Source organism: Mycobacterium sp. (genome assembly GCF_044223235.1).
Lineage (GTDB): Bacteria > Actinomycetota > Actinomycetes > Mycobacteriales > Mycobacteriaceae > Mycobacterium.
The window spans coordinates 147,166-160,162 of record NZ_JBGAME010000006.1 but is presented as its reverse complement, the minus strand read 5'-3'; the positions used below and the strand labels follow the sequence as shown (position 1 = coordinate 160,162).

At 68.9% G+C, this 12,997-nt stretch carries 16 protein-coding genes and 1 pseudogene; 9 read left to right on the top strand and 8 right to left on the bottom strand.

The features are described from left to right. Positions 1–2 precede the first annotated feature (2 nt). Positions 3–1,922, bottom strand: a complete 1,920-nt coding sequence (locus ADBZ6K_RS11635) for an ABC transporter family substrate-binding protein (RefSeq protein WP_526346667.1) — start codon at positions 1,920–1,922, stop codon at positions 3–5. Between the two features lie 41 nt (positions 1,923–1,963). After that, entirely contained in the window at positions 1,964–3,865 is a 1,902-nt protein-coding gene (gene typA, locus ADBZ6K_RS11630; protein ID WP_526346665.1) for a translational GTPase TypA, read from the bottom strand. 56 nt (positions 3,866–3,921) lie between these two features. Between typA and ADBZ6K_RS11625 the strand changes: the two genes are divergently transcribed. Further along, entirely contained in the window at positions 3,922–4,089 is a 168-nt protein-coding gene (locus tag ADBZ6K_RS11625; RefSeq protein ID WP_526346663.1) for a hypothetical protein, read from the top strand. 118 nt (positions 4,090–4,207) lie between these two features. Next, positions 4,208–4,471, top strand: coding sequence for a hypothetical protein (locus tag ADBZ6K_RS11620; RefSeq protein ID WP_526346661.1), 264 nt, complete (start codon positions 4,208–4,210; stop codon positions 4,469–4,471). A 61-nt stretch (positions 4,472–4,532) separates the two neighbouring features. Here the strand turns inward: ADBZ6K_RS11620 and ADBZ6K_RS11615 are convergent, their stop codons facing one another. Next, positions 4,533–4,952, bottom strand: coding sequence for a (deoxy)nucleoside triphosphate pyrophosphohydrolase (locus ADBZ6K_RS11615; protein ID WP_526346659.1), 420 nt, complete (start codon positions 4,950–4,952; stop codon positions 4,533–4,535). A 38-nt stretch (positions 4,953–4,990) separates the two neighbouring features. On the opposite strand from ADBZ6K_RS11615, the gene ADBZ6K_RS11610 reads away from it, so the two are divergent. Continuing rightward, entirely contained in the window at positions 4,991–5,281 is a 291-nt protein-coding gene (locus ADBZ6K_RS11610) for a 4a-hydroxytetrahydrobiopterin dehydratase (protein WP_526346657.1), read from the top strand. Here the strand turns inward: ADBZ6K_RS11610 and ADBZ6K_RS11605 are convergent. After that, entirely contained in the window at positions 5,220–6,392 is a 1,173-nt protein-coding gene (locus ADBZ6K_RS11605; protein WP_526346655.1) for a mannosyltransferase, read from the bottom strand. The two genes, ADBZ6K_RS11610 and ADBZ6K_RS11605, sit on opposite strands and share 62 nt — an antisense overlap. A gap of 212 nt (positions 6,393–6,604) precedes the next feature. Between ADBZ6K_RS11605 and ADBZ6K_RS11600 the strand changes: the two genes are divergently transcribed. Beyond that, positions 6,605–7,222, top strand: coding sequence for a hypothetical protein (locus tag ADBZ6K_RS11600; RefSeq protein ID WP_526346653.1), 618 nt, complete (start codon positions 6,605–6,607; stop codon positions 7,220–7,222). A gap of 38 nt (positions 7,223–7,260) precedes the next feature. After that, a complete protein-coding gene (locus tag ADBZ6K_RS11595; protein ID WP_526346651.1) occupies positions 7,261–8,214 on the top strand; it encodes an Rv1157c family protein in 954 nt (317 codons plus the stop codon). Positions 8,215–8,306: 92 nt separating this feature from the next. On the opposite strand, the gene ADBZ6K_RS11590 is transcribed toward ADBZ6K_RS11595, so the two are convergent. Both ADBZ6K_RS11590 and ADBZ6K_RS11585 read right to left on the bottom strand, forming a co-directional pair. Next, positions 8,307–8,828: a gamma carbonic anhydrase family protein gene (locus ADBZ6K_RS11590; protein ID WP_526346649.1), complete on the bottom strand. Its 522-nt coding sequence runs from the start codon at positions 8,826–8,828 to the stop codon at positions 8,307–8,309. 13 nt (positions 8,829–8,841) lie between these two features. After that, positions 8,842–8,988, bottom strand: a complete 147-nt coding sequence (locus ADBZ6K_RS11585) for a DUF1059 domain-containing protein (protein ID WP_526346647.1) — start codon at positions 8,986–8,988, stop codon at positions 8,842–8,844. Between the two features lie 52 nt (positions 8,989–9,040). Between ADBZ6K_RS11585 and ADBZ6K_RS11580 the strand changes: the two genes are divergently transcribed. After that, positions 9,041–9,703, top strand: coding sequence for a nitroreductase family protein (locus ADBZ6K_RS11580; RefSeq protein WP_526346645.1), 663 nt, complete (start codon positions 9,041–9,043; stop codon positions 9,701–9,703). A gap of 70 nt (positions 9,704–9,773) precedes the next feature. Here the strand turns inward: ADBZ6K_RS11580 and ADBZ6K_RS11575 are convergent, their stop codons facing one another. Next, a complete protein-coding gene (locus tag ADBZ6K_RS11575; RefSeq protein WP_526346643.1) occupies positions 9,774–10,355 on the bottom strand; it encodes an HhH-GPD-type base excision DNA repair protein in 582 nt (193 codons plus the stop codon). Positions 10,356–10,503: 148 nt separating this feature from the next. Between ADBZ6K_RS11575 and ADBZ6K_RS11570 the strand changes: the two genes are divergently transcribed. Then, on the top strand, positions 10,504–10,800 hold the full coding sequence (locus ADBZ6K_RS11570) for a DUF732 domain-containing protein (protein ID WP_526346641.1): 297 nt from the start codon (positions 10,504–10,506) through the stop codon (positions 10,798–10,800). Positions 10,801–10,817: 17 nt separating this feature from the next. On the opposite strand, the pseudogene ADBZ6K_RS11565 reads toward ADBZ6K_RS11570, so the two are convergent. Next, a pseudogene (locus ADBZ6K_RS11565) lies at positions 10,818–10,907 on the bottom strand (HhH-GPD-type base excision DNA repair protein); the annotation flags it as partial. A 47-nt stretch (positions 10,908–10,954) separates the two neighbouring features. Here ADBZ6K_RS11565 and ADBZ6K_RS11560 point away from each other — a divergent pair. Both ADBZ6K_RS11560 and ADBZ6K_RS11555 read left to right on the top strand, forming a co-directional pair. Next, positions 10,955–12,169 carry a sensor histidine kinase gene (locus ADBZ6K_RS11560; protein ID WP_526346639.1) on the top strand — a complete coding sequence of 405 codons (1,215 nt, stop codon included), beginning with the start codon at positions 10,955–10,957 and terminating at the stop codon, positions 12,167–12,169. 7 nt (positions 12,170–12,176) lie between these two features. Next, positions 12,177–12,995 carry a LytR/AlgR family response regulator transcription factor gene (locus ADBZ6K_RS11555; protein ID WP_526346637.1) on the top strand — a complete coding sequence of 273 codons (819 nt, stop codon included), beginning with the start codon at positions 12,177–12,179 and terminating at the stop codon, positions 12,993–12,995. Positions 12,996–12,997: the final 2 nt, after the last annotated feature.

Here is a 12,997-nt window from a genome sequence, read left to right as displayed (position 1 = left end):
TGCTACTGGGGCGTCTTCACCCAGTTGCCCGCGTCACCGACGATGCCGACCGGCACCGCGCCGGTCAGGCCGACGTTCTGAACGCTTGGCCCCGTCGCGACGATGGTGGTGTCCTGCAGTATCGGCAGCACCGTCGCCATATCCCACAGCCGCGGCTCGACGGCGTCGATCACGTCAGCGACGTCCTGGCTGCCGTCCAGCGCGGCGTCGATCCTCGGCTGGATGCTGCGGTCGCACACGCCGGTGATGTTGCTGGGCGCCTGGACCAGCTCGCCGAGCTCCGGTGCCGCGACGGGCGCGGTCGGTGTGGAGGGCGGGGGCGGCGGCGGCGCCGGGGTGGGAGCCGGGGGCTGCTGCGGCGCAGGCACGGGCGCGGTCGAGACCGGGGTGGCGTCCAGCGCCGGGCAGCCGTAACGCGATGCCAGCACGGTGGCCAGGTCACCGCCGGCCTGACGCCAGCCGACGACGGCGTCCACCCGGTTGTTGAGCAGGGCGTCGCCGAACAGCGCCACCGGATCCAGCGCCAGCACCGATGCCTCGATGCCGACGTTGCGCAGCTGGTCGGCGGCCGTGTTGGCGACGGCGACCGAGGTCGGGTCGTTGGCGGCGACACCGATCACCAGCGACAGCGGAACACCGTCCTTGGTGATTCGGCCGCGGCTGCTGTCGGGCACTGGGGTTCCCGGCACGGGTGGTGCCGGGTTGGAGACCGGTTCGACCTGATATCCGGACTCGGCGAGCAGGCGCAACGCCGCCTGGGTGGTCATTGCGGGCGGTGCGGTCGGCACATAGCCCGGGTCCGATGGCGAGCGCACCTGCGCCTGGGCGAGGGTGACGGTGTTGTCATCACCGGCGCCCACCGACGCCAGCAGGTCCACGTCGAGAAGCCCGAGGATCGCCTTGCGCACCTGGTTGTCCGCCAGCTTCGGCTCCTGTGCGCGCAGCGTCAGCTGCATCACCCGTGGCGTGACGATCCTGGCGGTCCGCACGTCGGGTATGGCGCTGAGCTGGGCGAAGGTAGCGGCTCCGCCGTGAACCTGGGCGACCTGGGTGTCACCGTTGCGGATGGAGTCGGCGAGTGCGGCGGGTGTGCCGGCGCGGCGGAACAGCACCAGATCGGGTTGGGCGGGCTGGCTCCAGAACCGGTCGTTGCGGGCCAACAGGATCTCGTCGCGTTGCGGGTCGATGCTCTCCACCCGGAACTGCCCGCCGGTGACCGGCATCGCCCGGGCCAGCCCGGCCACGAATCCGCCGGGAATGTCCTTCACGATGTGCGCGGGCACGATGTTGTTGAACAGTTCGCGCCATGCCGGGTATGGCTGCGAGAAGGTGACCACCGCCTGCTTGCCGCCCTCCAGCGACTGCACCCCGGTGACTAGGTCGTAGCCGGCGGGATCGACCACTCCGGGCTGGCTGACCATCTGCCGCCACATGTACCAGTAGTCGTCGGCTGCGATGGGCGCGTTGTCCGTCCATTGCGCCTCTGGGCGGATCTTGTACGTCACGGTGTACGGATCCTGGCTGGTCACCTCGGCCGATTCCAGCAGCGTGGTGTCCAGCTCCCATCTCGACCCGGTCGGGGTGTTCGGGTCGGGAACGGGCCGAAACGAACTCGGCAGGACCAGCGCGGCCATCGCGGCATTCACGGGCGACTGGTCGGAGAGCATGTGCGGGTTGAAGCCGGGCCCGATCGCGTCGATGGCCATGATGATCTGCGTCGCCTTGGCCGGCGGCGGAGGGCTGGTCTCGGTGGTCTCTTCGCTCTGCGGTGCAGGCGGCGGGTCGACCGTGCAGCCGCCAAGGGCGAGCAGCGGCACGGCGATCAGGGCACCGATGGCGACGCGGGAGCGTCCGGGGAAGGACCTCGGGCGAATCGGCACGCGTCTCAGGGTATCGACCCGGCGCGCTGTCGCCGGGATCATGCAGCGTGCGCGCCGCCCGGGGCGTTGGTTCGCGTGAGGGCTCAGCCGCGAGCCTTGGCCCGTGAGCGGGCCCTGGCCCGGCTGGTGGCGTCGAGTTCCACCTTGCGCACCCGCACGATCTCGGGGGTGACCTCGACGCACTCGTCGGCCGCGCAGAACTCCATGGCCTGCTCGAGGTCGAGTTCGAGCGGCCGGGCCAGCGTCTCGATCACGTCGGCCGTCGAGGAGCGCATGTTGGTGAGCTTCTTCTCGCGGGTGATGTTGATGTCGAGATCCTCGGCCCGCGGGTTGATCCCCACGACCTGGCCCTCGTAGGTGTCCTGGCCGGGTTCGACGAAGAACTGGCCGCGGTCGGCGAGCTGGATCATCGCGAACGGCGTGATCTGGCCGCTGCGGTCGGAGACCAGCGAGCCGGTGTGCCGGGCGCGGATCTCACCCGCCCAGGGGCGGTAGCCGTCGAACACGGCGTTGGCGATGCCCGTGCCGCGGGTTTCGGTGAGGAAGTCGGTGCGGAAACCGATCAGGCCGCGGCTGGGCACGATGAAGTCCATCCGCACCCATCCGGCGGCGTGGTTCGTCATCTCTTCCATGCGGCCCTTGCGTGCGGCCATCAGCTGGGTGATGGCGCCGACGAACTCCTCGGGACAGTCGATCGTCATGGCCTCGAACGGCTCGTGCAGCTTGCCGTCGACGGTGCGGGTGACCACCTGCGGCTTGCCGACCGTGAGCTCGAAGCCCTCGCGGCGCATCTGTTCGACGAGCACCGCGAGCGCCAGCTCCCCGCGGCCCTGCACCTCCCACGCGTCCGGGCGGCCGATGTCGACGACCTTGATCGACACGTTGCCGACCAGTTCGGAATCCAAGCGGTTCTTGACCATTCGCGCGGTGAGTTTGTGGCCGGACACCTTGCCCGCCAGCGGCGAGGTGTTGGTGCCGACCGTGACCGAGATGGCGGGCTCGTCGACGGTGATGCGCGGCAGCGCGTGCGCATGGTCGGGGTCGGCGAGGGTGTCGCCGATCATGATCTCCGGTATGCCCGCGACGGCGACGATATCGCCGGCGAACGCCTCGTCCGTCGGCGTCCTCTCGACGCCCTCGGTGACCAGCAGTTCGGTGATCTTCGCGGTCGTGATCACCGGATGGCCTTCCACGTCGCGCATCCAGGCGACCTGCTGCCCCTTTTTGATGCGGCCCTTGTAGATCCGGATCAGCGCCAGCCGGCCCAGGAACGCCGACGCGTCGAGGTTGGTGACGAGCGCCTGCAGCGGGGCTTCCGGGTCACCCTGCGGCGGCGGGATGTGCTCGAGCAGAACGTCGAACAGCGGGTCGAGGTTGTCCCCCGCGGGATTCTCACCGTTGGCGGGTTCGACAGTGCTGGCGATGCCGGCCCGGCCCGATGCATACAGCGTCGGCAGGTCCAGCGCCTTCTCCGCGGCGGCCTGCGCCTCGTCGTCCAGGTCTGAGGCCACGTCGAGCAGCAGGTCGTGGCTCTCCTCGACGACCTCGGCGATGCGGGCGTCGGGACGGTCGGTCTTGTTCACGACGAGGATCACCGGCAGATGCGCCGACAGCGCCTTGCGCAGCACGAACCGGGTCTGGGGCAACGGCCCCTCGGACGCGTCGACCAGCAGCAGTACGCCGTCGACCATGGACAGGCCGCGTTCGACCTCGCCACCGAAGTCGGCGTGCCCCGGGGTGTCGATGACGTTGATGACGGTCATGGTGCCGTCGGGGTGGTGCCGGTGCACGGCGGTGTTCTTCGCCAGGATGGTGATGCCCTTTTCCTTCTCCAGGTCACCGGAGTCCATCAGGCGTTCGATCGCGTCGTCACCGCGATGGCTCAGTGCGCCCGACTGCCTGAGCATCGCGTCGACCAGGGTGGTCTTGCCATGATCGACGTGGGCCACAATGGCGACGTTGCGGAAGTCGGGGCGTGCAGTCACGCCGGTGATTGTCGCAGTGTGAAGCGCCGATCACGAAAACGAGAGATGCCCGTCACTTGAAATCCACCAAGTTCGCCGACCTGAAGCCCAAGAAGAAGTGTTGCCGCAGCAAGCCGCGCTGCAAGCGCTGCCCGCTGGTGCTGCACAAGGTGCACAAGGCCGAGCTGATGGGCCTGCGCGGCAAGGAGCTGGAGAAGGTGTTCAAACGCGCGCGCAAGGTCTAGATGTTTTCTGGGCGGGCGCTCCAGCGCAGTCCGGCAGATCGGACCTGCTTGGCAGCCCATGCGGCGTACCGTGGAATCACCGTCAGGATGATGACTACGCGTCCTTGGAGGTGTCGACATGACGGTGTACGAGATTCTCACGGTCGGCCTGATCTTCATCTTGGCCGCGGCGACCGTCACGGCGATCTACGTGGGGATGATGAACTGGATCAACGCCGCCCACGTGGTGCGGTGCATGGCATGCCATCACCTCACGTTCTCAGGGGTCAACCAGCCCCAGCCGTCGTGCGCTCACTGCCGCCATCCGGCGATCATGCATCCGATCTATTCGGCCCACCACCCGCACCAGATCCGCGTGGTGGCCGACCAGTTGCGGTACTGAACCCGCAACGTCGACGGCCGCGCCGGTGAGGCGCGGCTATCGCTATCTGCGCCATGACCGGTCACACATCGGGGCCTGACGCCGGTCGCATCGCCGCGGCGAGGTCATTCACCCAGGCCCGGTCGGCGGGCACCCAGGGCAGTTCGTCGAGTTCGTCGGTGCCCACCCACCGCAGCGCCCGGTGGTCGTGCGGTCGCGGTACGCCATCAATGCCGGTGACGAGGTAGGCGCGCAGGGTGATCGTCGGGCCGAGCCGCGCCCCGACGACGATGTCGACACCGAGCCGCGGCCCGACCACGACGTGGACACCGAGTTCCTCGCGCAACTCGCGCACCAGTGCGGCGGCGTCGTCCTCCCCCGGCGACACCTTTCCGCCGGGAAGCTCCCACAGTCCGGCCAGTTCCGGCGGGCGGTCACGCTGGGCGACGAGCAGCCGCGAACCCGATATCAGGGCACCCGCAACCACAATCTGGTTCCGCATCCGGTTCTGCACTGCCCGCGACGGTATACCGTCGGGATATGGCTGTCTTGACAGACGACGAAGTGGACGCCGCACTACCCGGACTCGACGGATGGGAACGCTCGCACGGCGCCCTTCGCAGATCGGTCACCTTCGGATCCTTCCTCGACGGCATCGACGCGGTGCGACGCGTGGCCGACCGCGCCGAGCAGAAGGATCACCATCCCGACATCGACATCCGTTGGCGCACAGTTACTTTCGCGTTGGTAACGCATTCGGCGGGCGGGATCACCGACAAGGACGTGGCGATGGCACACGACATCGACGGGATCCTGCACCCCGGCGGGTAGCCGCGGTCCAGCCCAACGTCGCCACCGTCGCGACGATGTAGACCAGACCGGCCCAGGCCAGATACCACGGGCGGCTGATCTGCCAGATGTCCGGCTGGGCGAAGCCGAGCAGCCACGGCGGGCCGATCAGGGTCAACGCCAGCCAGCCCCAGCCCAGGACCCGCGCCCCCGTGCGTTCGCGGAGCGGTCCCTGGAGCAGCCAGATGATCAGCGGCACCACCCACGCCCAGTGGTGGGTCCACGAGATCGGCGACAGCAGTAGCCCGAAAAGTTCGACGACGAGTATCGCGCCCAGCCGGTCCACGTCGACGTCGATCGCGCGCCACGCGAGGAGCGCCAGCGCCGCGCTGAGGGCGATCGCGACGAGCACGATGGGGCCGTAGCCCGCGTCGTACCCGAGTATCCGGGAGATGCCGCCGCGCCAGGACTGGTTGAACGACGTCCCGATCGGTCCGACGCGGTCGGCGTCGCCGAGCAGTTCGAGGAAGTAGCGCCGGGTCTCCCCGCCCACGGCGAGTGCCGAAACGGCGATGGTCCCGGCGAAGACGACCGCCGAGAACAGCGCGGCACCCCACCGGCGGACACCGACGAAGTACAGCCCCGCGACGGCGGGGGTGAGTTTGATACCCGCCGCGAGGCCGACCAGCAGCCCGGAGAGCCACCAGCGCGTGCTGTAGACGGCGCAGAGCACCGCGAGCACCAGCAGCACGTTGATCTGGCCGTAGTCGAAGTTGCTGCGCACCGGTTCGAGCCAGATGCCCACCGCCGTCCACGCCATCGCGACCCGCCGGTCCCCCGGGGTGTCTCCGCGCAGCAGCCGCAGGCTGATCCGGACCACGCCGTACAGCGCCACCACGATGCCGAGCTGCCAGACGAGCGCCAGCACGCCGAACGGGACGAAGTGCAGCGGGTAGAAGACCACGGCGGCGAACGGCGGGTAGGTGAAGGGCAGCGGAAAATCGGGCGTGAGGTCGGCGTACACGTAGTCATAGAGCGCGCCGGACTGGCCGCCGGACTGGCCCAGTGTGCCCGCGCCGCCGACGTACACGTGCAGATCGACGAAGTTGGCGCCGTTGGGCGTCAGGTACGCCCACATCAACCGGGCGGCCATGCTGAGCGCCAGGAGGATCGGCGCGGCCGCGGACAGTCGCGCGGCGGCGGTGGAGGGTGCGGCGGTGGCTTCTATCCGTCCGACTCTATCGAGCGGTCACCATCTCCCTTCGCTCCCGTAACGGTTCCATAAACGCCACACGTGTCACTTGAGTAACACCAGTAACTCGATAACTTCGGGCGAAGGCGTGCCCTCAACCGATTGGGAGTGAGATGAGATTCACCAGGAAAATGCTTGCCACCAGCATGTTCGCCGCTACGGCGGCGGTGCCGGTCGCGTTGGGGCTGAGTGCGACGGCTTCCGCCCAGCCCGCCCCGCCGCCCCCTGCGCCCGCTCTACCTGCCGTGCCCTTCCTCGACCAGCTGGCGTCCGTGCCTGCCCTCGCCCCGCAGCTGCTGCAGAGCGTGGCATCGGTGCTGACCAACACGCAGTCGGCCGCCCCGGTAGCGCCAGCGCCTGCGCCGGGCGCGAGCGCGACGGTCACACTGCCGCAGCCACCTGCCGTGGTGCCCCAGACGGTCGCGGCACCCGCCGTCACGCCGCCGGCCACACCGGCTGCCGCAGGTCCCGGATCGCTGATCCCGTCGGGAGAGGTCAACGTGCCGCAGGTGCCGTTCCTGCCGGTTCCGCTGCCGCAAACGGTGTCGTTCCCTGGTGATCTGGCGTCGCTGGCGCCCGCAGGTGTCCCGGTGCCCGCAGCTGCCCCGGTGCCCGCAGCGCCCGTCGCCGCACCTGCTATCCCGGCACCGCCGCTGCCGGGTGTCACCGCGCCGGCCCCGGTTCCGAACATGCTCTCCCCGTTGATGTTCCCGACCTCGGCCCTGCCCTGACATTTCGCTGCACACCACCGAACGCACTGGGAGCACCCATGTCACCGTCAAGAACGCTGTTGGCCGCCGTCGTCTCAGTCGGCACATCGGCCGCGTTGCTGCTGGGAGCCGGCGTAGCGAACGCCGACCCCGTTTCACCGCTGCCGATCGATGCCCTGCAGGCACCCGGGCTGTCAGCGGTGCAGAGCCTCGGTCCGGTCATCGAGCAGGCGGCGGCAGACCCGTCGAATGCCGCGTCGATGCTGATGGCGGCAGCGGCGGCGTTCACCGGTAATTCGTCGGCACCGACCGATTCGCGCAATGTGGCGTCGGCGGTGAATCAGTTCGTCGCGCAGCCGGTGTTGGCCGCTCCCGAGCATGTGCCTGCTCCCGGTGCGGTCCCGGCCACCGAGGCGCACCTGCCCGCGGGCGTCGACCCGGCGAACGCGGTCGGACCGGCGCCCGAGGCCGCACCGCTGGCGGATGTGCCTGCGCCGCTGCTGCCCGATGCGGCGCCCGCGCCGCTGCCTGGCGCCGTCCCCGCCGCCCATTCGGCACCGGCGCCCGCACCGGGTGCGCCGGCTGCGCCGGCGTTCAGCCCCGACAGTCCCCCCACGCAGGACTTCATGTACCCGTCCATCAGCAATGGGTGCCTGGCCGACGGCGGAAACGTCCTCGCGACCGCGATCTCGGTGGCGGGGCCCGCCAAGATCCCGACCCCGGGGCCGGGCCCGGGTCAGACGGCCTACGTGTTCACCGCGATCGGCACGCCGGGACCCGCAGCCGAACAGCGGCTGCCGCTCAACGTGACGTGGGTGAATCTGACCACCGGAAAGTCGGGAAGCGCCACGCTCAAGCCGCAGGCGGACATCAACCCGCAGGGGCCGACGACGCTGACCGCGATCACCGACACCGGTTCGGGCAGCATCATCTCGACGATCTTCGGTCAGGTCACGACGACCGAGAAGCAGTGCCAGTTCATGCCGACGATCGGCTCGACGGTGGTGCCCTGACGGCCCACCCGACCGCCGAGCGAGAAGCCATGGTCGTCAACTCAAGCTGTTGACGACCATGGCTTTTTTCGCTGGCTTCTATTTCGCCGCGTTCAGGCGCCGGCCGCGTGCTCCCTGGCCAGCGCGCGATACCCGTCGGCGTTGTTCGCGATCTTGGTGATCTCGTCCGCGGTGAGCGGTCTGCGCACCTTCGCGGGGACCCCGGCCACCAGAGAGCCGTCCGGCACAATCGTGCCCTCCAAGACGACCGCCCCCGCGGCGATCAGGCAACGGGCTCCGATCCGCGACCCGTTGAGCACGACCGCGCCCATCCCGACAAGGCTGTCGTCGCCGATCGTGCAGCCGTGCAGCACCGCGTTGTGTCCGACGCTGACGCCGCGCCCGACGTTGAGCGCGAAGCCGGGGTCCGCATGGGCCGAGACGTTGTCCTGCAGATTGGTTCCCGCACCGATCGTGATCGCCTCGCAGTCCGCGCGGACAACCGCGCCGTACCAGACGCTCGCCTCGTCGCCGAGCTCGACGTCGCCGATCACGCTCGCGCCGGGCGCCACCCAGGCGGAGCCGCTGAGCCGCGGCGAACGTCCGGCGAAGGCCGTGATGTGAGGTTCCGTCACGATCGCGGCTACCTCAGTAGGCCATGAAGAGGATGGCGTCGCGGTCGTACTCCCGGCCGGGATGTGCCTCGGAAAGGTGCGCCTGCACCTTCTCGACGAGATCGTCTTCGTCGCTGCCGATGATCGACTCGCCGCACGGGCAGTTCAGGTGTGTCTTCATCAGTTCACCATCCCACAGCGGGACCCGGCCACCGCCTCGGCATGATGACCCCATGGACCTCTACGACGTCATGCGCACCACAGCGGCGGTGCGCGAGTTCACCGACGAGCCGCTGACCGATGAGGTGCTGGCCCGTATTCTCGACAACGCACGGTTCGCCCCAAGCGGCGGAAACCGGCAGGGCACCCGAGTCATCGTCGTCCGGGAGCGTTCGACCCGGGAAGCTTTGGCGCAGCTGACGATCCCGGGGGCGCGCCGCTACATCGCCCAGCGCCGCAACGGCGAGAACCCGTGGAATCCGCTGCATCCCACCCCGTTGTCCTCCGACGACATCGCGGTCACCGAGGTCCCGCACGCGATGACGGCTCCGCTGCTCGACGCATCGGTCGTGTTGGTGGTGTGCGTCGACCTCGGGGTGGTCGCGGCGATCGACCAGGACCTCGACCGGATCGGCGTGGTCGCGGGCGCGTCGGTGTACCCCTTTGTCTGGAACATCCTGCTCGCGGCGCGCAACGAGGGCTTCGGCGGCGTCCTGACCACGATGGTGGTGGCCGAGGAACCCCGGGTCAGGCAGCTGCTTGGCCTTCCGGAGGACCATGCGATCGCGGCGGTGCTGCCGATGGGTGCGCCGGTTCGCCAGCTGACCAAGCTCAAGCGCAACAGCGTCGCCGAGATCGCCACCCGCGAGCGATTCGACGGCGAACCCTTCGAATAGCGCTTCCCGCGCCGAGATCTACATGACGGTCGTGGTCGCCTGAATCCAAGCGCGGGGGCACGACCATGGCTCAGGCCTTCGCCTTCGCTGCCGCCTTCATCTGCTTCTGGAGCTTCTTGTACGACCGCACCTGCTGCAGCGACGCCGCATCGGTGACATCCGCGACCGACATATGCGTGCCGGCGGTGCCGTAGTCGCCCGCGGCCTCACGCCAGCCCGCGGGCGTCACACCGTACTGTTTACCCAACAGCGCCAGGAAGATCCGCGCCTTCTGATCGCCGAACCCCGGCAATCCCTTCAGCCGCCGCAGCACCTCGGCCCCGTCGGCGCCGTCGGTCCACAACGCCGCCGCATCGCCGTCGTAGCGGTCTACGATCACCTGAGCCAGATCCTGGATCCGCTTGGCCATCGACCCCGGAAACCGGTGTACGGCAGGGCGTTCCGAGCACAGCTCGACGAAGCGGTCGGGGTCGTACTCGGCGATTTCGCGCGCGTCCACGCCGCCGATGCGGTCGGCGATCTTCTTCGGCCCGGCAAACGCGACTTCCATCGGTACCTGCTGATCAAGCATCATCCCGACCAGCAGTGCGAACGGGTTGGCCTCCAACAGAGCATCGGCCGCCGGATCCTGGACAAGCTGCAGCGTAGGCACCCGATCGAGTTTAGAGCCTGCAAAACGAGTCAGTAAGTGCCCGAAGCACTGCCAGTTGCTTCGTAGGGCGGCGAATCAACGGCTTGCATTGACAGACTGTGCGAAGGTTGTACACGACAACCGGTGTCGCCGTGGAGGACGAAGAAGTGTGAGACGTGTGGTTGCACCTCTACTCGCGGCGGTGGTCACCGCCGTGACCTTGGCCCCAGCGGCGAACGCGATACCGGACCAAGGCACGCCTGCCTTCGATGAGTACCTTCAGGGTCTCGCGCGCAACGGCTACAACCTGAATCCTGACACTGCGTGGCGCGTTGCCCACCAGGCATGTGTAGGTGGCTTGCCTGGATACATCGGCTGGGAACTGGCCGCTCAAGGGGTGATCGGCCCGGGAGCACAGGATCGGGTGATGGACGTAGCCAGGCAGTACGCCTGCCCGGTTCAGTAATTGACCCGTCTCCTCGAGACCTGCTGGTCGAGCAACCTCCCGACCAGCAGTGCGAACGGATCGGCTCCCAGCAGAGCATCGGCCACCGGATCCTCGACAAGCTGCAGTCTGGCTTCGGAGCCAGTTTAAGGTGGCTCCAATCTGGTGAGGTGATATGTCCGGCGAGCTCGCTCTGGCGCTGGTGGCGGCGCTGACTGTCGCGGTCGTGGCCGCGTCGGTGGTCGTCGTGCGGACCCGCCGCGTGGTGGCCACCCCGACCGAGCGGGCGGTGCATGCCGCGCTGCACACCGCATCGCAGGCGGCGCGCGCGCTTCGCCGAGGTCTCGACGCCGAATCTGCCGAGACCGCTGCGCCTTTCCTGCGCAGCCTGACCGGTGCCCGAGGTATCGCGCTGTTCGACGCCGACGCCGAACTCATCGCCCGCGATCCGCGCGACGACCCGATCTGGATCCGCGACGTGGTCGAGGCCGCCGACCGGACAGCCCGCGATTCGATGACCGGGGCACGCCGACTGCTCAAGAGCACCACGGTCGGCGACGTCGTCGCGCAGCCGCTGATCGCCGAGAGTGGCGACGTGCTGGGTGCCCTCGTCGTGGTCAGCACCCAGCCGCCCGGCCCGGGCATGCTCGGCGCGGTGGGAGAGGTGGCCGGTTACGCGGCCAGCCAGATCGAACTCGCCGACCTCGACGCATCCCGCGCCCGCCTCGACCGCGCCGAGGTGCTCGCGCTGCGCGCGCAGATCAGCCCGCACTTCATCTACAACGCACTGAACACCATCGCCTCGTTCGTCCGCACCGATCCCGACCGCGCCCGCGAGCTGATCCTCGAGTTCGCCGACTTCACCCGCTATTCGTTCCGCGCCGCAGGCCAGTTCACGACGCTGGCCGACGAACTCGGCAACATCGACCGCTATCTGACCCTTGAGCGCGCCCGCTTCGGCAGCGCGCTCAAGGTCCGGCTCCAGGTCGCACCGGAGGTGCTCAACGTCGTCGTCCCGTTCCTGGCGCTGCAGCCGTTGGTGGAGAACGCCGTACGCCACGGACTGGCCGGAAAGGGCGGGGGCGCAGTCGAGATCATCGCCCGCGACGAAGGAACCGATTGCGTCATCACCGTCGAGGACAACGGTGTCGGCATGGATCCCGACGCCCTGCGGCGGGGCACGGGTGACGCGCTGCCCGCCGGAACCGGACGTTCGGCCCATGTCGGCCTGACGAATGTCGACCATCGCCTGCGCGCTGCCTTCGGCAACGATTACGGTCTGGTGGTCGAGACCGCGATCGGGGCCGGAACCAAGGTGATCATGCGGGTCCCCAAGTTCCGATCCGGAGTCCGGGCGGACGCAGGCGCGTTGGGAGTGACCCTGGAATGAGTCAGGAATGACCACCAAGCCACTGACGGTGCTCGCGGTGGACGACGAAGCGCCCGCGCTCGACGAGCTGGCCTACCTCCTGGGCCGCCACGCAGACATCAAGGAGGTCCGCACCGCCGGTGACGCCACCTCGGCACTGCGTGAACTCAGCCAGCACACCATCGATGCGATCTTCCTCGACATCAACATGCCGGGCCTGTCCGGCATCGAACTCGCCGGGGTGCTGGCCAACTTCGCCAGCCGGCCCGCCGTGGTCTTCGTGACCGCCCACGACGACAAGGCGGTGGCCGCCTTCGACGTCGGCGCCGTCGACTACGTCCTCAAACCGATCCGTCAGAACCGGCTCGATGAAGCGGTGCGGCGGGTGTGCACCACGCGGTCCGGCGAGTCCGACGCATCCAGGGCGCCCGCCGCACCGGCAGCCCCCGCCGACACCGTCCCGGACTCCGACGTCATCCCCGCCGAACTCGGCGGTATCACTCATCTGGTGCCGCGGGACAGCATCGGCTGGGTCGAAGCCGAGGGTGACTACGCCCGCCTGCACTCGACGTCGGGCTCCCACCTGGTGCGCATACCGCTGAGCACCCTCGAGACGCGCTGGCGCGATCACGGTTTCCAGCGGATACACCGCTCCTACCTGGTGGCGCTGCGGCTGGTGACGGGGCTGCGCAACACCGACGGTGCGGTCCTCGTGCGCTTGCGCGCCAACGGCGCATCGCCCGCGGTGGAGCTGCCGGTAAGCCGGCGCCAGGCGCGTGAGCTGCGCGACAGAGTGGTCCGCGACCCGATGCGCCAACTCAAACCGGCGGGTGGCGGTGATGACTAGGT

Excerpts from the sequence above, each read along its gene's own strand:
- ADBZ6K_RS11635 (WP_526346667.1), bottom strand. The coding sequence starts at position 1,922 with ATGATCCCGGCGACAGCGCGCCGGGTCGATACCCTGAGACGCGTGCCG.
- ADBZ6K_RS11620 (WP_526346661.1), top strand. The coding sequence starts at position 4,208 with ATGACGGTGTACGAGATTCTCACGGTCGGCCTGATCTTCATCTTGGCC.
- ADBZ6K_RS11615 (WP_526346659.1), bottom strand. The coding sequence starts at position 4,952 with ATGCGGAACCAGATTGTGGTTGCGGGTGCCCTGATATCGGGTTCGCGG.
- ADBZ6K_RS11610 (WP_526346657.1), top strand. The coding sequence starts at position 4,991 with ATGGCTGTCTTGACAGACGACGAAGTGGACGCCGCACTACCCGGACTC.
- ADBZ6K_RS11605 (WP_526346655.1), bottom strand. The coding sequence starts at position 6,392 with ATGGCCGCCCGGTTGATGTGGGCGTACCTGACGCCCAACGGCGCCAAC.
- ADBZ6K_RS11600 (WP_526346653.1), top strand. The coding sequence starts at position 6,605 with ATGAGATTCACCAGGAAAATGCTTGCCACCAGCATGTTCGCCGCTACG.
- ADBZ6K_RS11595 (WP_526346651.1), top strand. The coding sequence starts at position 7,261 with ATGTCACCGTCAAGAACGCTGTTGGCCGCCGTCGTCTCAGTCGGCACA.
- ADBZ6K_RS11585 (WP_526346647.1), bottom strand. The coding sequence starts at position 8,988 with ATGAAGACACACCTGAACTGCCCGTGCGGCGAGTCGATCATCGGCAGC.
- ADBZ6K_RS11580 (WP_526346645.1), top strand. The coding sequence starts at position 9,041 with ATGGACCTCTACGACGTCATGCGCACCACAGCGGCGGTGCGCGAGTTC.
- ADBZ6K_RS11560 (WP_526346639.1), top strand. The coding sequence starts at position 10,955 with ATGTCCGGCGAGCTCGCTCTGGCGCTGGTGGCGGCGCTGACTGTCGCG.
- ADBZ6K_RS11555 (WP_526346637.1), top strand. The coding sequence starts at position 12,177 with ATGACCACCAAGCCACTGACGGTGCTCGCGGTGGACGACGAAGCGCCC.